The sequence below is a fragment of the Paraglaciecola mesophila genome (genome assembly GCF_009906955.1).
Taxonomy (GTDB): Bacteria; Pseudomonadota; Gammaproteobacteria; order Enterobacterales; family Alteromonadaceae; genus Paraglaciecola; species Paraglaciecola mesophila_A.
Window position 1 is genome coordinate 3,723,638 of the sequence record NZ_CP047656.1, and the last position, 20,808, is coordinate 3,744,445.

General features: G+C 44.2%; 14 protein-coding genes. 12 read left to right on the forward strand and 2 right to left on the reverse strand.

The annotated features are described in order from the left end of the window. Window positions 1–92: 92 nt before the first annotated feature. The gene (locus FX988_RS15980; protein ID WP_160181111.1) at window positions 93–2,249 is read right to left on the reverse strand and encodes an alpha-galactosidase; all 2,157 of its coding nucleotides are present in this window, start codon (window positions 2,247–2,249) and stop codon (window positions 93–95) included. A 540-nt stretch (window positions 2,250–2,789) separates the two neighbouring features. Here FX988_RS15980 and FX988_RS15985 point away from each other — a divergent pair. The 11 genes from FX988_RS15985 (at window position 2,790) to FX988_RS16035 (ending at window position 18,482) form a co-directional block, all read left to right on the forward strand. Next, window positions 2,790–5,549 carry a TonB-dependent receptor gene (locus FX988_RS15985; RefSeq protein WP_160181112.1) on the forward strand — a complete coding sequence of 920 codons (2,760 nt, stop codon included), beginning with the start codon at window positions 2,790–2,792 and terminating at the stop codon, window positions 5,547–5,549. 255 nt (window positions 5,550–5,804) lie between these two features. Then, a complete protein-coding gene (locus tag FX988_RS15990) occupies window positions 5,805–7,331 on the forward strand; it encodes a tryptophan halogenase family protein (RefSeq protein ID WP_160181113.1) in 1,527 nt (508 codons plus the stop codon). A gap of 2 nt (window positions 7,332–7,333) precedes the next feature. Next, the gene (locus tag FX988_RS15995; RefSeq protein WP_160181114.1) at window positions 7,334–8,098 is read left to right on the forward strand and encodes a SapC family protein; all 765 of its coding nucleotides are present in this window, start codon (window positions 7,334–7,336) and stop codon (window positions 8,096–8,098) included. Window positions 8,099–8,210: 112 nt separating this feature from the next. Next, window positions 8,211–9,671, forward strand: a complete 1,461-nt coding sequence (locus FX988_RS16000; protein ID WP_160181115.1) for an SLC5 family protein — start codon at window positions 8,211–8,213, stop codon at window positions 9,669–9,671. A 32-nt stretch (window positions 9,672–9,703) separates the two neighbouring features. Continuing rightward, window positions 9,704–11,344: a glycerol-3-phosphate dehydrogenase/oxidase gene (locus FX988_RS16005; RefSeq protein WP_160181116.1), complete on the forward strand. Its 1,641-nt coding sequence runs from the start codon at window positions 9,704–9,706 to the stop codon at window positions 11,342–11,344. 314 nt (window positions 11,345–11,658) lie between these two features. After that, window positions 11,659–12,438 carry a SapC family protein gene (locus FX988_RS16010; RefSeq protein ID WP_160181117.1) on the forward strand — a complete coding sequence of 260 codons (780 nt, stop codon included), beginning with the start codon at window positions 11,659–11,661 and terminating at the stop codon, window positions 12,436–12,438. A 187-nt stretch (window positions 12,439–12,625) separates the two neighbouring features. Then, window positions 12,626–13,474: a glutathione-dependent disulfide-bond oxidoreductase gene (gene yghU / locus FX988_RS16015; RefSeq protein WP_160181118.1), complete on the forward strand. Its 849-nt coding sequence runs from the start codon at window positions 12,626–12,628 to the stop codon at window positions 13,472–13,474. Between the two features lie 239 nt (window positions 13,475–13,713). Beyond that, on the forward strand, window positions 13,714–14,211 hold the full coding sequence (locus FX988_RS16020; RefSeq protein WP_160181119.1) for a (2Fe-2S)-binding protein: 498 nt from the start codon (window positions 13,714–13,716) through the stop codon (window positions 14,209–14,211). 1 nt (window position 14,212) lies between these two features. Then, complete coding sequence (locus FX988_RS16025; protein WP_160181120.1) at window positions 14,213–16,501, forward strand: xanthine dehydrogenase family protein molybdopterin-binding subunit; 2,289 nt, start codon at window positions 14,213–14,215, stop codon at window positions 16,499–16,501. Window positions 16,502–16,717: 216 nt separating this feature from the next. After that, complete coding sequence (locus FX988_RS16030; protein WP_160181121.1) at window positions 16,718–17,665, forward strand: response regulator; 948 nt, start codon at window positions 16,718–16,720, stop codon at window positions 17,663–17,665. A 139-nt stretch (window positions 17,666–17,804) separates the two neighbouring features. Further along, window positions 17,805–18,482 carry a TVP38/TMEM64 family protein gene (locus FX988_RS16035; RefSeq protein WP_160181122.1) on the forward strand — a complete coding sequence of 226 codons (678 nt, stop codon included), beginning with the start codon at window positions 17,805–17,807 and terminating at the stop codon, window positions 18,480–18,482. Between the two features lie 63 nt (window positions 18,483–18,545). On the opposite strand, the gene FX988_RS16040 is transcribed toward FX988_RS16035, so the two are convergent. Further along, the gene (locus FX988_RS16040; protein WP_160181123.1) at window positions 18,546–19,436 is read right to left on the reverse strand and encodes an AraC family transcriptional regulator; all 891 of its coding nucleotides are present in this window, start codon (window positions 19,434–19,436) and stop codon (window positions 18,546–18,548) included. 188 nt (window positions 19,437–19,624) lie between these two features. Here FX988_RS16040 and FX988_RS16045 point away from each other — a divergent pair, with 188 nt between their 5' ends. Beyond that, window positions 19,625–20,770, forward strand: coding sequence for an iron-containing alcohol dehydrogenase (locus FX988_RS16045; protein WP_160181124.1), 1,146 nt, complete (start codon window positions 19,625–19,627; stop codon window positions 20,768–20,770). Window positions 20,771–20,808 lie beyond the last annotated feature (38 nt).

Below are 20,808 nucleotides of genomic sequence, written 5' to 3' on the forward strand. Positions count from 1 at the left end.
GTATAGAAGAAGGATACGTAAAGTAAAGAGTAGGCAAAGAACGCAAGAGAAAAGCCGCACTTGCTAAGCAAGCGCGGCTAAGTGTTTGCAGGCTAGACCTTCGTTAGGTGAAATAGCAAGCTGCTTTGCGGAGTCAATAGCGGCATTTGCATGCCTAATTGCATAAGTAATTCGCCGCTAAAAATTTCACCATCTACAGCGCCCAGATGGTTAGCAAACCCAAATAAACCGGATTTAGGCCATTTATCGGTATTTTTGATTGGCCAAATAATATCGAGTTTGTATTGGCTATTTTTCTCTAAACCGGCAAATCTATATTGGTCAGGTAAGGTGGCTGAACTGCATGCGACTAAGCTATACGAAAAAAGTGCTTGAGACTTGTCTTTGGCAACGATACCTAAACCATTCATATATGCGGGAAGCTCCAAGCGGAATAAGTCACCACTGTGCACTAAGGCGCGATGTTGCTTGTACAAGTCGGTCATGGCTTTAAGTTCGACTTTTTCCCCGTCGGTTAGCTCGCGTAAGTCCATTTCCATGCCCATGTGACCGAATAAGGTGACAGAGGCACGCATTTCCATAGATACAGTGCGGTGGGTAATGTGACATTCTCTTGGGCCAACATGTGAGCCCATCAATTCAGCAGGCAAGAAATAAGAGAAGCCATTTTGTATTTTCAAACGCTCCAGTGCATCGTTTGAATCTGACGTCCACACGCGATCCGTACGTGCAAGCACGCCATAATCAGCACGACCACCGCCTGAAGCACAGCTTTCTACTTCAACATTCGGATGGGTTTCACGCACTTTGTCAAGCAAACGGTAAACAGCATGTATTTGATTGTGCCCACCAGGCTTGCCGCTATGGTTGCCTTGATGATTTAAATCGCGGTTCATATCCCATTTTACATAGCTAATATCATATTCTGATAACAACGAATCTAGCCGTTCAAATAAATAGTCAAAGACCTCTGGTCGAGATAAATCGAGTACCAATTGATTTCGACAGTTAATTTGTTTGCTAACTTCGTTACCCAACACCCATTCAGGATGCTGACGATAAAGCTCACTATCTGGGTTGACCATTTCAGGTTCAAACCACAAACCAAACTCTAGGCCTTGCGCTTTTACGTGATCAATGACAGGGGTGAGGCCTTGAGGATAAAACGCTTTGTCCACATACCAATCCCCTAAACCAGCAGTGTCATCGTTGCGTCCATTGAACCAGCCGTCATCTAAAACGAAACGCTCAGCACCCATTTGGGCTGCACGTTCTGCGAGATCTTTAAGCGTCGCTACGTCGTGGTCGAAGTAAATGCCTTCCCAAGTATTGTAATGTACAGGGCGGGGCTTATCGTGGACACTTTGGCGGATAATATGACTACGTACATATTGATGAAACTGCTGAGATAGCACTGATAAGCCTTGGTCTGTATAGCTAGCAAACAATGTAGGGGTTTGATAGCTCTGATCTTTTTCTAGCACAATTTCACCAGGGAAAAGCAACTCGCCCATTTGTACATAAGAGCGCCCGTCAGCCATTTTCTCAGCGACGATCTTGTGATTACCGCTCCAGCCTAAATGAAATCCGTAGGCTTCACCCTGAGCTTGATTGGTGGTTTTTGGGTGGAGTAATAGCGCTGGGTAGCTGTCGTGGGAGGTTTTACCTCGGCGGTTTTCGCGCACGTATGAACCAAAAAATTGATCCAAGGTATGTTGTTGGAACTCTCCTGCCCAATGACCTTCAAAGCCAATAATTTGATCAAAATCCGCTGGTGTAGGGATCGTCGCCGCAGCGCACCAGTCTAGAGTGATTGATTGATCGGTTATATTATTTAACGCGGTATCAAAGGTAAGAACATCAGTTTCAGCGTCTAGCTTAATTGTAACTACAACTTGTACACCGCGGGCAGCATCAATACTGGTTAATGTTGCACTGTGTTCGTTATCTTGCACAATTGATTTTAATTTAGGATTCGCCGCCCACTGATCCGCGTCACCGTGCAAACTTAACCCTGGTAAGCCGGTAAAACCCTGGCCTGAAGTAGGCGTAAGACACAAATCAAGCTCAACAATAGGTGACACCGGTGCTTCTTGACGTAACCGCAACGCGCGCATCATGTCGCCGGTTGATTGTTCTGATAGCTTGGCACGCCAATAGATGATCTGTGGAGTATCGTACCCAACATCTAAAATCAGACTGCTTTTTTGCCCATGAAGTGCAATGAATTGTGCGGCATGTTGCGTCATAAGGAGGCCCTAAATTAAGTAAATATGTTCAGAATTAAATGAATAGGGTATTTTACGCGTTTTTTAAAGCATATAAATAGTATTATTTAACTTCTGGTAACATATTGTGAAATTTGTGGCCTATATTTGAAACCTAGAGAGCGCGCTACAAGCCACTGAAATCAAGGATGCGGTAAATTTTACCTTTAATTAACCAAAGACAAAAGCACTCTACTCATTAGCGACTATGCTGTTAAAGGTTGTTTCTTATTTACTTCATTAATCTCGTCGTTTTTAATTGGCAAGCCAATGAAAAGTAACAACTTTCCTGGTTTTATTGGACCGTTTTGAATGGTTGAGTTGAATCCAGTTTTAGACCTTAGTCATGTTGCGCATATGTTGACAAATTGTATTAATACTATTTAACATACATATCACTAGGTGAGCTGAGTGGCATGATCCTATAGTTATGCGAGTAGTTTGAGTGGAACGGTAAACTTGCAAAGCGCCAGAAAAACAAAGAACACATCATATTAACAGGACACAAACGGGGCACATCCCATGAAAAAATCATATCTTTGGTCGGCAGTTAAAACCGCCCTATTAGTACCTACTGTTGCTGGTTTATCTATGCAAGCAACAGCACAAGAAGCAAGCGACGACAGCAATCTTGAAGTGATTCAGGTTCGCGGGATTGTTAGCAGCTTAAAACGCGCAATGTCTGATAAAAAAGAAGCGCTTATTGTTTCTGACGGCATCGCAGCAGAAGATTTAGGTAAATTCCCTGACTTGAACGTTGCTGAATCTTTGCAACGTATAACGGGTGTTTCAATCGACCGTAGTGGTGGTGAAGGACAAGCTGTTACCGTGCGTGGTTTTGGTCCTCAATTTAACACTGTATTGGTTAACGGTCGCCAATTGGCCACTGACAGTGGTGGTCGTGAGTTTAACTTTGACGTACTAGCGGCAGATCAAATTACTGGCGCTGACGTATACAAAAGTACACGTGCTAACCTGCAAGAAGGCGGCATAGGTGCAACAATTAATGTTTCGACCGCACGCCCGTTCGACTATGAAGGCTTCCAGCTTATCGGTTCAGTGAAAGGTATGTACGAAACCCTTTCTGAAGAAACTTCTCCGTCTGCTTCTTTCCTTGTTAGTAACACCTTTAACGACGACAAAATGGGTGTGCTTTTAGCCGTTTCTCGTCAAGAGCGTGATATTCAAATTAACCAGGTGGGTACTGCCGGCTGGCGCCCTGGTCAAACAATCTCTAACCGTGACGACGGTGTATTGTTCACCAACGCTTATATACCACGTAACTGGGATCAGGTTATTGATCAGCAAGAGCGTACTCGTACTAACGCAAGCTTGGTTTTCCAATTCGCACCGTCGGATGAAGTGAATATCACCCTTGATGGTTTCGTGTCTAAATTCGAAGTAGACTCACAAGTGACGGATTTAGCGGCATGGTTTGAACCTGACCGCGTAGCGAATGCTACGATTGACGACGCAACCGGCACGTTGCTCACATTCGATCAGCAAATTGGTATCCACGGTGGTAGCGGTGACCCCGCATCTGATTTCGTATCTCATACGCGTAATTCACGTGACTCTCAAAGCGATGGTTTCGGATTAAACGTTGAGTGGGATATCACCCCTCAACTAAAAGGTACTTTCGATTTATCAACGTCATCTGCTGAGAATGATCGTGCCGGTAAGGACCGTTTTAACGTAGTGGGTATTATTAATAACTACGCGTTTGACGGGACAAGCGGTGTACCTGTTGTATCTCACGAAGGGTTTGGTGGCGACACGTTACCTGATGCGAACCGTGCACGTTTACACTACAACGAAAAAGGCTTGACCTTTACTGACGAAGACGAAATTAATGAGTTTAAAGCTGATTTTGTGTATTTAGCAGATTCAGATGTTTTCCAAAAAGCACAATTCGGTGTTTATCGCCAAGAGCGTGAAAAATCAGCATTTCAAATTTATGGTAGCCAATGTGCATTCTGTGGTTATGGTACTGAAGCGCCAATTGACACAATCGGGTTTGAACCTTTCACAGCGAAGAACTTTTTCTCTGGCTACCCTGAAACCTTCTATAGTTATGACGGTGATGCCTATGTAGATTTCCTTGCTGCATCGGGTAACCCAATTGTACCTACGCTACAAAACAACCGTTATACTATCAACGAAGACATTACGAGCTTATACCTAGACTTCACCTTCTTGTATGACATTGGTGATATGCCGCTAGCCGTAAATGTTGGTGCGCGTTATGCTGAAACTGATATCAGTGTTGCTGCAGTTCAAAGCTTTATTAAAGATGTTGTTCCTACAACGGATTTAACCTTGTTCTCGAACGAGTTTGGCCCAGCGACTGACATTGAACAGGGTGACAGCTACGCAAACTTATTGCCAAGTGTGAACGTGAAGTTAGATCTTACTGATGAAATGGTTTTACGTTTCTCTGTATATGATTCAATGACACGCCCAACTATGTCTCAGTTATCACCAGCGACAACCTTCAATGAGCCTCGTCGTCAAAACTTAACGGCAAGTGGTGGTAACCCGTCGCTTAAGCCGTTTACCTCTGAAAACTGGGATTTATCGTTCGAGTGGTATTACGCCGATGCAAGTTACTTCACTTTTGCGGTATTTAGCAAAGAAGTTGAAGACTTTATCGTGACCTTGACCGGTGAAGAGACGTTTACTTTCTCTGATCGTACCGCAGCTGATGGATTCAGATGTAACAACGACACTGGCGATAACTTGTGTGCAGTTGGTCTGTCTCTAGATGATACTCGCCCTGATTTCGATGTAGTGGCAAACACTGAAGAATTGAATGGAGCAAGCGAGGTTTATACGGTTAGTCGTCCGCAAAATACCGAGACAACCAAAGTAACAGGTTACGAAGTGGCGTTGACTCACGTATTCGAAAATGGTTTTGGTGTTATGGCGAATGCCACTGTCGTTAACGCTGATACAGACTTCTTGGAAGGCTTAGGCGATTCGCAAAACTTGGTTGTTTTCTACGAGCAAGACAATTGGCAAGCACGTATTGCATTTAACAACCGTGAAGCATTCTTACGTAACGTTGATAACGGGTTTAATGGCGAGCCTATTAACACGCAAACCTTTGGTCAATGGGACGTCAGTGCAAGTTATGACATCAACGAAAATTTCACCGTGTTCGTAGAAGGTATTAACGTAACGGAAGAAGAGTTAGTGCAAACTGGCCGTTTCGACAATCAGGTTTACTCGATTGAAGACAACGGAGCTCGCTATGCAGTGGGCGTTCGCGCCAAGTTCTAAGCTTGTTACAAATAAGTGCAGTGTGTGATTTCATGCTGCGCATATCTGATTACAACATCATGGCTCGCTAGTATTAAGCGGGCCATTTTTCCTATAAAATAATAGGTTGAATAAGGTACCCCATAAAGGATGTCAGGCTTTATTGGGTAGGTTATTTAACGGTAATTTAAGTGTTTACCTCCTCACTTAAGTTAGAAAGATAATAGTGTGCAAACTATCGTTCTCACACTTGTTACTACGCGGACTAATCCACTCATGTCAAAAGCAGTAAATAAAATAGTCATAGTCGGTGGCGGCACTGCAGGTTGGTTAACGGCCGCTATTATTGCTGCTCAGCATAAAACAGACGATAACAATGGATTGCAGATCGTGCTGGTTGAATCTTCTGATATTCCCACGGTCGGGGTCGGGGAAGGTACTTGGCCTACCATGAAGAATACGCTGCAACAAATTGGTTTAAAAGAAAGCGAGGTGTTTGCGCGTTGCCACGCGGGGTTTAAGCAAGGTGGTAAGTTTGTCGACTGGGTGCATGGTAATGGCGACTTTTACTATCATCCTTTTACTGTTCCTCTTGGTTACGGTCGAATAGATCTAGCGCCGTACGTAGAAAATATCGAGCATTACGCTGTAGAGTCTAACTTTCAACACCATGTCTGTGAGGCCGGATTGGCGCCGCGCTCAATGGCTGAGGCCGAATACAAAGGCCAGTGTAATTACGCCTACCACCTTGATGCGGGCGAGTTTGCTGAAGTACTTAAAGAGCACTGTAAAAATAACCTCAACGTGACTCAAGTAATTGGCACGGTTGATAACGTTAATTTAAACAATGATGGTGCTATTGGTTCAATTACACTGACTAGCCAAGAGCAAATCGACGGTGATTTGTTCGTTGATTGTACCGGTTTTTCTTCTTTACTTTTAGGTCATGCATTAGATGTTCCTTTCATTTGTGCTGATAAGGTTTTGTTTAATGACTCAGCCTTGGCATTGCATATGCCCTATGAGGACCCGGCCAGTCCTATTGCTAGCCATACCATAGCAACAGGACAGAATGCCGGTTGGATATGGGACATCGGTTTAACCCATAGACGTGGCGTTGGTCATGTTTATTCCAGTCAATATTTGTCAGATGATGAGGCAGAAGCAAATTTGCGGCGTTATTTAGGCCCCAAGTCAGATGATATCCCAGTACGTAAGATTAGCTTTAAATCAGGGCATCGAGAACAAGTTTGGAAGCAAAACTGCGTGGCAGTGGGTATGTCCGCTGGTTTTGTCGAACCTTTAGAAGCCACCGCTATTATGTTGGTTGAAATCTCAGCCCGCTTTATTGCGGATAACATTCCGCCGGATGCGAGTTTAACGCCGATTATCGCCAAGCGCTTTAATCAGCAAATGGCTTATCGCTGGTCCCGTATTCTCGATTTTCTTAAATTACATTACATGTTGACCAAACGTCCTGAGCCATATTGGCAGGCGCATACCGATCCGGATTCCATTCCTGATTCATTGAAAGAAGATTTAGCGTTATGGAAATTTCGTGGGCCGATCAGTGCGGATTTTGATGCTGCAATCGAGCTATTCCCTGCGGCAAGTTATCAATATGTGTTGTATGGCATGGGGTTTAAGCCTGACTTTAGTCGCCAGCCTCATCTTTATAATCAGCAACACAATGCTCAGAAGATAATGTTGCGTAATCAACAGCTTACGCAGCAGTTGCTGGAAACCCTTCCTCCTCACAGAGAATATATAGAGCGGTGGTTAAGCACCCAGAGTATGAGATAACCATGAGCACACTTGTTGAATTAAGCAATACCCTACATAAAGAATTAAAACTTCGCGAAAGCTGCCTCGCTGACTTTGCAGCTAGCCAACAGCTTATGCGCCTTCGCGTGCCAGAGGTAGGAAAAGCAGCCACCAATTTTCCTTTATTTTTCTCACGTAACCAGCAAGACGGTAGTTGGGTGTTATCAGCACTTGGTAGTTTTGAGCCGATGCAAAATGTGTTTGTAGAGCAAGGACGCTGGAATGCTATTTATCAACCCATCAGTTTACAAACCTATCCGTTTTATTTGATGCAGTCTCCTAAGGCGGAAAATAGCTACACCATTGGCATTTTAGAAACCAGCGACGCTTTTTCGAAAGATAGCGGTGAAGCTATTTTTGATAGTGCCGGTAGAGCATCTATGCATTTGAGCAAAGCGAAAAACTTGCTTGAAGCAAGTATCAAGCAAGACATAGACACTTATCGTTTTATGAAAGAAGCAGAGTCACTAGGTCTAATTAAACCTATCGACTTGCAATTAATATTCGAAGATGGAAACACCCAAAATATTGCTGGCCTGTGCACCATCGATGAAGATAAATTGCAAAGTTTAACGACTGAAACGATATCAGCATTAAATGAGAGTGGATATTTGATCGCGATACACGCCATGTTGCTCTCTATTTACCAGCTCAACTTATTACTTAGAAAGCACAATGAACGCAATGCCCATAATAAGATCACTCAACTTAAAATCGAAGTAGCGAAAGATAGAGTGGCGTCTTAACCCTTTACACTTGTTTTGTTTTTGCCACATATCAGGGTGGCAAAAGTCTAGATTATTAAGCACATAAATAGCAATCATCGTGCAAAACACATGATTGTCGAGGAAATATCAGATGTCAGAAAATATGGTTCAAGCGGCGGTATTCGCCTTGGTTACAGGCATTATTGGCTTGCTGACTTATTTGAAATGCCGCGGTCATGGACACAACCAACAAAGCCAAAATAAGGAGTATTTCTTAGCTGGCGGTGGCTTAACTTGGATGTTCGTTGCAGGCTCTATTACCTTAACTAACTTGAGTACAGATCAATTGGTAGGTATGAACGGTAACCAAATGGCATTACTTGCTTGGTGGGAATTCGCAGCGGTTATCGGTCTGATTATTCTGGCAAAAGTCTTTATTCCTATTTACTACAAATACAATTGTACGACGACCACGGAATTATTAGAAAAACGCTATAAAAATAAGCATATTCGAGCGGTTATCGGTATGTTGTTTTTCTTGGGGAATGCGCTGATATACATGCCTGCAGTAATCTACTCAGGGTCACTATTTATGCAAACTATGTTCAACGTAGACATTCCACTCATGTACATCGCCATCGCCTTTGCTGCGTTGGGTGCAGTGTATGCAATTTTCGGCGGTTTGCGCGCGGTAGCGGTATCTGATACGTATTCAGGGGTATTGTTACTGACCATGGCGGTTTTAGTGGTATTCTTATCCCTTGCTGCTATCGATTTTGACTTCACAGGTATTCCTGCTGAGCGCTTGACGCTTGTAGGCGGTCCTGACTCGCCTTTACCTTGGCCAACACTGCTTACTGGCATGATATTCATTCAAATGTATTACTGGGGGACTAACCAAACGATTACCCAGCGTGCTATGGCTGCACCAAATGTAAAAGAAGCGCAAAAAGGTGTATTTGCCGCAGCAGGTATTCGCATTCTAATCGTACCCGCAATTATCGTTCTACCAGGTATTGTGTCGTTTAAATTGTACGGCGATATCGGTGATGCTGCTTATGGCAGAATTGTAGGAGACGTGATGCCACTATGGCTAACTGGCGTGTTTGCAGCGGCGATGGCAGCGGCCGTACTTTCCACGTACAACAGTTTATTGAACTCAGCGACGGCTTTATACGTATGTGATATTCACGAGGCATACGTTAACGATAACCCTAACGTAGTGCGCTTAAGTGGCTGGGTAACGGCTATGTTGACGATATTGTCATTGGTATTGGTCCCTATTTATCAGCAAGCCGACAGTATTATTAACTTGTTGCAACAGTTAAATGGTTTATTAAGTATGCCAATATTGTCAATATTCGTGGTGGGGCTGGTGTTCAAAGATGTTGATGCAAGAGCGGGCATTGCAGCTGTGATTTTCGGCGTATTGCTATACGGCTCACTGACTTTTGATTTCTCGCCTGTGTATACAACGTTGCATTACATCCATCTTATGCCAATCACTCTAGTGTCATGCATTAGCTTTGCCTTGTTCATTAATCGTTTTGTATTAGGACAACGAGCAAAATTAGCTTGGGGCAGTAATGACGGCCTTGAAGCAGCAAAATAACGTTTAAATTAAATTTAATTATCGGAAGAGACATGAACAACCTGAGAAAGAGTAACATCCGTAAATTGCCGAAAGGGACGTTTGACACATTGATCATTGGCGGCGGCATTAATGGCGCCGTGGCCGCGGCGGCGTTAGCTGCTAAAGGTGTGAAGGTCGCGTTGATTGACAAAGGTGATTTCGCGGGCTTTACCAGTTCTAACTCTTCAAATTTAGCCTGGGGTGGGATTAAATATCTTGAAAGTTACGAATATGGTTTGGTAAACAAGCTGTGTAAAAGCAGAAATCACTTGATGCGTAGCTATCCATCAACGGTGAAAGAGATCCGCTTCTTGACCAGTATTCAAAAAGGCTTTCGCTTTCCACCTGCATTCATTTATATGGGAACGTTGCTGTACTGGTTTATGGGACGTCTATTCACCAGAATGCCGAACTACCTCACCGGCGGTAAAATCAAATCGTTAGAAAAGGTGATTAATACTCAAAACGTCAGTGGTGGCTTTGAATATTCAGATGCCTATTTACAAGATAATGATGCGCGCTTTGTGTTTAACTTCATCCGCTCAAGCATGAGCTACGGGTGCATTGCCGCTAACTATGTTGAGTCGCTTGGCTCTACCCGCAAAGATGATGTGTGGGTCACAAAAGCCAAAGACAGCTTAACTGGCGAAGAATTTGAGATATCTTCTAAAGTGTTGATAAACGCTGCTGGTCCTTTTGTTGACCCACTGAATGAATTGAATGATGAAAAAACGGAGCATCATCATGTGTTTTCAAAAGGTATTCATTTAATCGTTGATCGCGTGACAGACAGCAACAAAGTACTGACGTTCTTCGCTGACGATGGGCGCTTATTCTTCGTTATCCCTATGGGGCCAAAAACCTGCATCGGGACAACGGATACCCAAGTGGATAACCCCTACGCACATGTGACTGAGGCAGATCGCCAATTTGTACTCGACAATGTTAATAAGCTTCTTGCGCTTGATAAACCACTGACCAAGGAAGATGTCATTGCTGAACGCTGCGGGGTTCGTCCATTAGCGATAAAAGGTAATGGCGGTAAGGCCGATTGGGTACAACTTTCGCGCAAGCACGCTATTGATCAAAATGCTCAGCACAAATACATGTCTATTTTCGGCGGCAAGCTGACAGATTGTATTAATGTTGGCGATGAAGTGGCGGGTATCGTAAAAGAGTTTGGCATTGATTTACCGTACGCCGATTTTAAATGGTACGGAGAACCAGACGATAGCGTACGGGATGAGTTTTTCCACAGAGCCAAGTTGATGAACTTTGATGCCTTAACACCGGCGACGTCTTCTGAGCCGTTGACATCGCGTTTTTGGCGTCGCTATGGACGAAACGCCATTAATATGCTTGAAGCCATTCGTGAAAACCCGGAAAAGGCAGAGTTGCTAATTGAAAACTCTGAATATTTACGAGTAGAAATTGAGCACGCAGCACAACGAGAAATGGTCACTAAATTAGAAGACTTCTTGCGTCGACGTTCGAAAATATCGCTAGTGGTACGCCAAGAAGATATTCTTGCCGCACCAGGGTTACGCGAGGCATGTGAAATATTGTTCGGAGACGAAGCTGAGGCTAAGTTACAGGAATATATCACCAGCGTAGGTAAAGATGTTAGTCCCCGTGAAGATGTGGTAGCTTAACCTTGTTCGAGGCGGTGCAACGTTAGTACGTTAGTACCGCCTCGGATACAGCGAGAATAAAGAGTGATGTGTCAGATTATGAACGAGATTTTTCTCTTGAATGAACAAGAGGCAACTATTTCATTAACATTCGTGACAATACTCAATAAATAAAAGATACTTGCTGTTGTGGAATTAGCATTTAGGGACCGCATATTTAATGGCCTTGAGGCCATTTTTTTATATCTGTTCATCAGACGGTAACACATATGACGGTTTGCTAATTAGCGTTAACAAATAACCAGATTTGAACATTAAAGTAAGAGATATCCTCTATGACAATCAGCTATATCCCTCTTGATAAAGAGAAACATAAAGATTTAAAAATCAACTTACAGCATGACTTTGGCTACGCAAAAGAAGCCCACATAGCTGCTGCTTCTATCCGCGAGTACGCGCAGTTAGCCAGTGTTATGCCAGTTGTTTTTGTTAAAGACCCGAATTCTGAAAACTTCCATTCAGTGACCATGTTAGGCACGGAAAAAGGCAGCAACTTATTTATTCATGAAGGTAAATGGCAAGTGCATTGTTTACCTATGAATATTCAGCGCTATCCGTTTGATGTTCGCCCTGATGGCGAGAAGCTTGGTGTATTCTTTGATGAAAACAGCGCATTAATCACTGATGATGGTGAACCTGTTTTTACTCCTGAAGGCGAGCCTAGCCCGTTTTTAGAGAATCGTCAGCAACTACTGTCTGAACTTGCTAACAGCGAAATGGCAACCCAGCGCTTCATTAAGAAATTAGTTGAGCTAGACTTGCTTGACCCAATTGAATTGCTAGTGAACTACGCTAATGGAGAAAAGCGCAACATCACAGGCATGTTCAGTGTGAGCGAAAAGCGTCTTCAAGACTTAAGCGAAGAGCAAGTGGTTGAGCTACACAAAAGTGGTTTCTTAGGCGCTGCTTATGCTGTGTTAATGTCGTTAGGTCAGCTGAATCGTTTGGTTCACTTGTCGAACAACACGGATAAGCCGATTCAGAACTTACAGTTGCGTGTTGGTGATGCTATCAGCAAAGAGCAACCTGCAGCAGAGCAGCCAGCTAACAGCTAATGTAACAGAACGATGTTAAAGCCCGCTTAAGCGGGCTTTTTTTTGTCCGCTCTTCCATTGGGGATATATGTCGTTACATATTTGTGTCCCTTTTGGTACAAAAATCAATTACGCTATCCCTTGCTTTTAAATGGTCAGCCCCAACCTAACATTAACACTTATCAAAATAGCCGAGGAAATGTGAACTATGTCCGACCCGACCTATACCCCACCAAAAATCTGGTCTTTTGATGCTGCAAATGGAGGCAAGTTTGCCAATATTAACCGCCCAACTGCGGGCGCTCGATTTGAAAAGGCGCTCCCTCGTGGTGAGCATGCTTTGCAGTTACACTCAATGGCGACGCCCAATGGTGTAAAGGTGACTGTGATGCTTGAAGAGTTACTTGAAGCGGGTTACAGCGGGGCACAGTACGATGCATATCCGATTAACATTGGCGACGGGGATCAGTTTGGCAGCGGCTTTGTAGAAATCAATCCAAACTCAAAAATTCCTGCTTTGATAGACACTTCCAATTCGCCAGAAACCAGAATATTCGAGTCTGGCTCTATTTTGCTTTATTTAGCCGAAAAATTTGATGCTTTTATTCCAAAAGATCTTGCTGGTCGCACTGAGTGTATGAACTGGCTATTTTGGCAAATGGGTAGCGCTCCATTCTTAGGAGGAGGCTTTGGGCACTTTTATGCTTATGCCCCAGAAAAGTATCAATACCCCATTGATCGCTATGCAATGGAAGTAAAGCGCCAGCTAGATGTGCTTGATAAGCAACTGGCAAAAAATAAATTCATCGCGGGTGACCAGTACACTATTGCCGACATGGCAATATGGCCTTGGTATGGTTCACTCGTACGTAACGTGGTGTACGAAGCGGCTGAGTTTTTACAGACACATGAATACACCCACCTTGTTCGTTGGGCGAATGACATCGCTGAACGTCCCGCTGTTAAGCGTGGTGTGATGGTAAATCGCACATGGGGTGAACCTGAGCAGCAAGTACTTGAACGCCACTCTGCAGCAGATTTTAGCGGTAAAGGTTAACTGTTAATTCATTGATTTATAACTGATAAAGCCACTTTTTAGTGGCTTTTTCTATCTCAGAATTGAACACCATTGCCCAAATCAATTAATAATTGTCTTTATTCACTTCTTAATTAAATGACGTGCACTACACTTTTTGTAGTCATCATTTAGCGAACTGATCTCGTTCGCTATTTTTACGTAATTTTCATAACGGCAGGACCACGCTATTAATATTCACTATCACACAGGTAATCATCATGATTGAATTTTCATTGAACGGGAAAAAAATCACATCTGACGCACAAGGCGACACCCCATTATTGTGGGTTATTCGTGACGAGTTCGGCTTAAAAGGGACTAAATTCGGCTGTGGTATTGCCATGTGCGGTGCTTGCACTGTGCACTTCAATGGCTCCCCCGTGCGTTCCTGTTCACTGCCGATCAGCGCTATTGCTAACGCCGAGATCCGCACAATAGAAGGATTAGAAAACCAGCACCCGCTGCAAAAAGCGTGGGTAGAACATCAAGTGCCTCAGTGTGGTTATTGTCAGTCTGGGCAAATTATGCAAGCTGCAGGGCTGCTGGCAACCAATGCAGATCCCAGCGAAGAGGAAATTGAAGCCTACATGAGCGGTAACTTATGTCGTTGTATGACATACGCTCGAATCAAAGAAGCCATTCAAGATGTTGCAGGGCAATCCGAATCTGTTGTGCAGATATATAATCCCAAGCGCGACGCACAGGGAGTAAGCTAATATGACTCGTTTACGTAAAGATAAGATAGAGCATAGCCGTCGTCGTTTTTTGATTGGCTCAGTCGGTAGTGGTTTGCTAATGGCTTTTGCGCCAAGTATCAATGCCCTTGAGGTAGTCACTGGCGGCGCGTCTGAGCAACTAGCGGCTAAATCGTTTAGCCCTACAGTGTGGTTCGAGATAGATACCCAAGGAAAAATTTTGGTAAATATCGCCCGAGCAGAAATGGGCCAGCATGTAGGAACGGCAATTGCCCGTATCGTCGCTGACGAGTTAGGGGCTGATTGGAACAATGTCGAAATCAAGCACGTAGATACGGACCCTAAATGGGGCTATATGGTAACGGGCGGGTCTTGGTCTGTATTTCAAACGTATGTGCCTATGTCACAAGCAGGAGCTGCAGGACGTAGCGTGCTCATTGAAGCGGGCGCGAAATTATTGGGGGTAAATCCTAAAGATTGCTCAACACAGAACAGTCAAGTGGTAGCAGGTAATAAGTCGATAAGCTTTGCCGACGTAGTGAAAAACGGCAAAATCGAACGTACGTTTAGCCCAGAGGAATTGGAAAAATTCGAGCCTAAAAGCCCTGCTAGTCGCCAGTTAATCGCAAAGCCAAGTCAGGCGCTAGATATTCCAGCAAAGACCAATGGTACAGCGCAATACGGTATTGATATTGAACTTGAAGGCATGGTGTACGCCCGCCCCGTTATTCCACCAACACGTCACGGTAGTAAAGTGACGAGCGTCGACGATAGCAAAGCTAAAGCCATAAAAGGGTATCAAGGTTATGAAATACTCACAGACCCTAGTGACACTATTCAGGGCTGGGTGACGGTACTAGCGGATACATATTATGCCGCGGTCAAAGCGGGAAATGCGATCAAGGTACAATATGATCTTGGCGAGACTGCAAACGTCAGCGAGCAAGACATCATAAGCCAAGGTGAAACCTTAGCCAAAGACAAGACATCTGGCACCTTGGTGGTCGACGAAGGAGACATCGCTAAAGCAGCGCAAAATGCGAAAACCTCTCTTGAGTCAGTCTATAGAACGTCCTCTGTGCTGCACTTCACTATGGAGCCCGTGAATGCGGCTGTTGAGTTCAAAGACGGGGTTTGTCATGTGCACTGTGGAAATCAATGGCAATCGTTGTTTTTACCCGTTGTGGCTAAAGCGGTAGGACTGGGTGACGACAAGGTTATAATTCATCAATACTACCTAGGTGGCGGATTTGGCCGCCGCCTAGCAGGTGACTATATGGTGCCTGCAGCGCTAACGGCAAAAGCCATAGGTAAGCCGGTTAAACTTGTTTTTACCCGTGAAGATGATACACGCTTTGACTGTGTGCGCTCTCCTTCGGTTCAGCAAATGAATGCCTATTGGGATGGGGACGATAAGCTATTGGGTATAGAGCATGGTGCTGCTGCAGGATGGCCGACTTTGGCCATGGCCCCAGGGTTTATGCCTGAAGGTGTAGACAAAAAGGGTAAATTCGACCCGTTTTCAATTGCCGGCGCTGATCATTGGTATACCCTGAAAAATCATCGCGTACGGGCAATCAATAATCCACTTGCGCAAAAAACCTTTGTGCCCGGTTGGTTACGTGCCGTTGGACCTGGCTGGACAGGTTGGGCAGTTGAATCGTTTATGGACGAGATAGCTCACGAGCAAAATATGGATCCTATCGATTTTCGTTTGTCTATGCTCGATGCCAGCGGCAAGAATGCGGGGGAAGCGCCTGTTTCAGTCGGGGGGGCTAAACGTCTAGCCAAAGTACTAACGGATATTCGCAGCAAAACAAACTGGGGGCAGACTTTGCCTAAAAACCAAGGAATGGGGATCGCAATTTCCTCTGGGCAAGAGCGAGACATGCCTACTTGGGGGGCATGTGTGGCGCATGTCGAGGTCGATGTCGAATCAGGTAAAGTGAAAGTACACAAGCTAACTGGAATATTAGATTGTGGAACAGTGGTTCATCCGGATGGTGCTCTGGCCCAAACCCAAGGTTCAATGTTGTGGGGATTAAGTTTGGCGCTTTTTGAAGGGACTAAATTTACTAAGGGTCAGGTTAAGGATACTAATCTAGATACTTATGGTCCGTTGCGAATGAATAACCTGCCTGATTTGGATATCAGTTTTGTACAAAATACAGAGTTTCCTACAGGTTTAGGGGAGCCCGGCTTAATTGCGGTTGCCCCGGCGATTGCAAATGCTATTTTTAATGCGGTTGGTGCGCGCGTAAGGGATTTACCGATACGCCCTGAAGCGGTATTAGCAGCCATGCCGAGCTAACTGTAAGAAAAACAACAGGAAGCGGGGAGCTTAACGGGCCCCGCTTCCTCTCTCCATTCATGTTAAAAAAAATACCGCTATTTGACTCGTTAAAAAGTTCCGGTAAATTAATTACTTAACCTATAAACTAGCGCTGTTTACATTCTTGCAATATCTCGCTAGCTTTAGTAGTTTGCTGTCCTCGCAGTAACAATAATAATAATTAGAGAAAGCAATATGTCAGTTGAAACCATTTATAAAGTTATCCTTTATCCCTTTATTAATGAGTCACTTGCTAGTTTAAAGGCCATGACCAATTTAACGGGGTCAGCGGGAGAGGCGTTTATGGATAATGTTGATGATTTTCGGTTTAAAGGTTACGCAGTGTGCTCTGAAGTCACGGGTAATCTTGATGGGGTGATAATGATGCATCATTATCCCGAAACCGCTGTGTCAATTGGTAACTCTGTATGCCAAAGCATGTTTGGCGAAGCGTACGAACATACCGAGATGACTGACGATTTGCGCAATGCACTGGCCGAATGGGGTAATACTATTGTTGGCCGTTCAACTGATTTACATCGCCGCTATAGCTTAGATTATGGGTTTTCTAGCCCGTATTTTGTCGAAGATTTATCACAAATGGACCAGTATCTTGACGGCGTACAAGAAGTGGTGACAGTGCCTATTACTATTGACGGAGTAGGTCGCTACTATTTCAATTTATTGGTACGCAGTGTTGATTACCAAGAGGGCGGTATAAAACGCGAAGAAAGCGTCGCGATCGAAAATTCACATACTAAAGCGCTTGCTAAAGACAGTCGCATTTTATTGGTTGATGACAGCGCTATGATCCGCAAAGCCCTCACGCGGTTTTTGCATGTGCTGGGTTATAGCAATGTTGTGGAAGCCGATGATGGCACCGGCGCCGTTGAGTTGGTGAAAAGTAATCCACCTGATTTTATCTTTATGGATGTCGTCATGGATAAACTAAACGGTGATAAAGCATTAGCACAAATTCGCGCTTTAGGCTCAAATGTGCCAATTGTTATGCTGTCCTCAGTGACGGATCAATTATTGGTAAATTCTTGCAAAGCTCAGGGGATATCGGGCTTTATTTTTAAACCTATTCAAGCCAGTAATGGTACTGAAATCATTCAGCGCTATCTTAAAGTCGCCGACTGAGTTTCTGTCAATCGAGTATTTCTTGAGAATGGATCAATGCGTGCTGCTATTGGTCCATTATTACGGTTTTTAATTTTGCTGGAGGGGATGTCCTTGAACGTCGTCATAGCGGCCACTTCCTCACTTTTTGGATAGCATCATGCCCTCGAGACGCCCTTTTTTTCTCACCCCCTCAATTGTATTCAAAAGCTTGCTGTTTTTATTAGCTTGTACTGCGATAGGTGGTTTACTTAGTATCCTGCCGATATTTGATGGGCTAAATCAGCAGTGGGTCGATACTCAAATCCGCCAAAATGGTGCGCTAGGTGTAGGCTATTTTTTACTGTTGAGCGCCGGAGCAATGTCGATCGGCTGTCCACGCCAAGTTATGGCATTTTTAGGGGGCTATGCTTTTGGCTTTTTACACGGCGCGGTGTTGTCTATTTTAGGTGCAATATTAGGTTGCATATGGAGTTTTTTCGTTTCTAGACTTTTGCTCAAACCCGTTCTCACGCGCCGCTATTCACGGCGAATCAATCAAGTCGGTAACTTTCTTCAAGATAGGCCCGTCATCAAAACGCTCATTATTCGCTTGCTGCCATTGGGAAATAATTTACTAACCAACTTATTGGTTGGGGTAACAAAGATAAAAGCGCGGCATTTTATTTTAGGGTCAGGTCTGGGGTATGTCCCACAGATGTCTCTGTTTGCCTTGATGGGAGAAGGCATCGTTGTATTGTCGGTATGGAAAGTCGGCGTAAGCATAATCACTTTGTTTATTGGTGCAGTGTTAAGCGCGTATTTATACAAGCAATACAAGTATTCTCTTGAGAGCTAATCACCATAATGGGCTTCTTAAACCGACTGAACAGCGTTTAAGCGTTTGGCCTCAGAAGATACTTCAATGTTGTGCTGACATTTCGCTGGGAGACTGCTTGAAGTGGCGCTTGAATTCACGACTAAACTGTGACGCACTGGTATAGCCTACTTTAAACGCAGCCTCATTGGCACGACTTCCACGAGAGGTAATTAAGTCTCTTGCTTTGACGAGGCGTACTTTTTTTAGGTATTGCAAAGGTGATTCAAAGGTGACTTGCCTAAAGGCTCTGTGAAAAGCGGATACGCTCATATTTACATCTTCGGCTAATGCTTCAACCGTGATGGGGTTAGCATAATTTGCATGCATAGTGTTTAAGGCTCTTGCCACTCTTGCATAATGTCCATCATGTTGTGCTAAGCCAAATAAGATGTGGCCTTGAGGTCCGCATAATACACGGTAAATAAGCTCCTTGATGATGTCTTGGCCGAAAATTTCAGCTTCGATTGGATCTGCAAGAGCTGATGTTAGCCGTTGTAACGTTTGCTCAAGGGCTGCCCCCAATTTGGCTGCTTGTATACAGCTTTTATCCTGACATACGTCGCTTTGGGTATACTTGTGGTGCAACTGCATTTGGCTTACTAATTTGTGTAACAACGCTGGGTTCACATCAATCGATAAGCCCATTATGGGCAGATCGTTATCTGAAAACGCCTCGCATTCTAAGGGCATCGGCATTCCTAGTACGAGATAATCCCCGGCGCCGTATTGAATTTGCCGTTCTGGAAAATGAATAATTTTGTGGCCTTGGGCAACGATAATAATACCAGATTGATAAACGAGGGGGTGGCGCGGACTGCCCTTACTTGCACGAAAAAAACGTACCCCAGGGACCGATGTCTTAGTGTTCCCTTCAAGTTCAAGCAAGTGGGTATTTTCTGCAAATTTTTGTAGCGCAGTCGCTAAGCTGATCATAGTGTGTCCTTAATTTCAATCTAGTGTAATTTACCTTTAATGATAGTTTTAGGCAAGCTTTTGGCGTATTTGATGCTTTTAATGTGGAATACTGGGCACTATTATACATCTCAATGATGTGATGAATTGTTCCTATCACTGACTAATCGATTAATTCAGTGTTTGAGAACCGACTAGGAGAAACCAATATGAAATTTAGCTATGTAAACCCAACAAAAATTCAATTCGGACAGGGGCAAATTGCCTCTCTTAGTACGCTTATCCCTGCGGACCAAACAGTGCTGGTGGTATATGGTGGTGGGTCAATTAAGAAAAATGGTGTGTATGACCAAGTAGTGACAGCGCTGGCTGACCACAATTGGATTGAGTTTTCAGGAGTGGGAGCAAACCCTACTATCGAAGTGCTCGATAAAGCAGTAGCAGTGGCAAAAGAACAGTCAGTAGATTTTATTCTAGGAGTGGGCGGAGGTTCAGTGATCGATGGCGTTAAATATATCGCTGCCGCTGCCACATATGAGGGTGAAGGGTGGGATATTCTCCAGGGTAAGCATAAAGTGCAAACGGCTTTACCGCTGGGCGCGGTGTTGACATTGCCTGCTACCGGCTCTGAATCAAACGCTGGTTCGGTTGTAAGTAAAGCAGCAACCCAAGAAAAGCTGGCCTTTATGGCACCAGCAGTACAACCTAAGTTTGCAGTCATGGACCCAGATGTGATGAAAACCTTGCCGCAGCGTCAGTTAGTGAACGGCCTAGTGGACGCATGGGTACATACCTGCGAACAATATTTGACCTTTGATGCTGGAGCATTGGTACAAGATGGTTATGCAGAAGCATTGCTTAAGGCATTGAAAACCTTGGGTGATAACTTTGCCAACCAAGATGATGCGTGGCGCGCCAATCTAATGTGGTCTGCAAACCAAGCGCTAAACGGATTGATTGGTGCAGGTGTAGCGCAAGATTGGGCGACGCATATGATTGGTCACGAATTAACGGCCTTATATGGCGTAGATCATGCGCGTTCATTAGCCATCATACAGCCTTCTTTGTTGCGCAATCAACTTGACGTTAAAAAAGCAAAACTGGAGAAAATGGGTAAGAATGTATTTGGTTTACCCGAGTCTGATGATTTGGCACAACGCACTATTGCGGCAATTGAAGCCTTTTATCATAGCTTGGATGTGGCAACTCAGTTAACCGAACATGATGGTGATAAAGCCAAAGCTGTGGACACAGTTGTGGCTCAACTTGAAGCGCATGGCATGAAAGCGTTGGGTGAGAATCAAGCTATTACGTTAATAAAAAGCCGTGAAATTCTAGAGCAAGCCGTCGCTTAGTGTGATGAATGTGTGGCCGCTGTCTTGATTGACAGCGG

Coding starts and splice junctions, on each gene's coding strand:
- FX988_RS16010 (WP_160181117.1), top strand. CDS start 11,659: ATGACAATCAGCTATATCCCTCTTGATAAAGAGAAACATAAAGATTTA.
- FX988_RS16000 (WP_160181115.1), top strand. CDS start 8,211: ATGTCAGAAAATATGGTTCAAGCGGCGGTATTCGCCTTGGTTACAGGC.
- FX988_RS16040 (WP_160181123.1), bottom strand. CDS start 19,436: ATGATCAGCTTAGCGACTGCGCTACAAAAATTTGCAGAAAATACCCAC.
- FX988_RS15995 (WP_160181114.1), top strand. CDS start 7,334: ATGAGCACACTTGTTGAATTAAGCAATACCCTACATAAAGAATTAAAA.
- FX988_RS16030 (WP_160181121.1), top strand. CDS start 16,718: ATGTCAGTTGAAACCATTTATAAAGTTATCCTTTATCCCTTTATTAAT.
- FX988_RS15985 (WP_160181112.1), top strand. CDS start 2,790: ATGAAAAAATCATATCTTTGGTCGGCAGTTAAAACCGCCCTATTAGTA.
- FX988_RS16020 (WP_160181119.1), top strand. CDS start 13,714: ATGATTGAATTTTCATTGAACGGGAAAAAAATCACATCTGACGCACAA.
- FX988_RS15980 (WP_160181111.1), bottom strand. CDS start 2,249: ATGACGCAACATGCCGCACAATTCATTGCACTTCATGGGCAAAAAAGC.
- yghU (WP_160181118.1), top strand. CDS start 12,626: ATGTCCGACCCGACCTATACCCCACCAAAAATCTGGTCTTTTGATGCT.
- FX988_RS16045 (WP_160181124.1), top strand. CDS start 19,625: ATGAAATTTAGCTATGTAAACCCAACAAAAATTCAATTCGGACAGGGG.
- FX988_RS16005 (WP_160181116.1), top strand. CDS start 9,704: ATGAACAACCTGAGAAAGAGTAACATCCGTAAATTGCCGAAAGGGACG.
- FX988_RS16025 (WP_160181120.1), top strand. CDS start 14,213: ATGACTCGTTTACGTAAAGATAAGATAGAGCATAGCCGTCGTCGTTTT.
- FX988_RS15990 (WP_160181113.1), top strand. CDS start 5,805: ATGTCAAAAGCAGTAAATAAAATAGTCATAGTCGGTGGCGGCACTGCA.
- FX988_RS16035 (WP_160181122.1), top strand. CDS start 17,805: ATGCCCTCGAGACGCCCTTTTTTTCTCACCCCCTCAATTGTATTCAAA.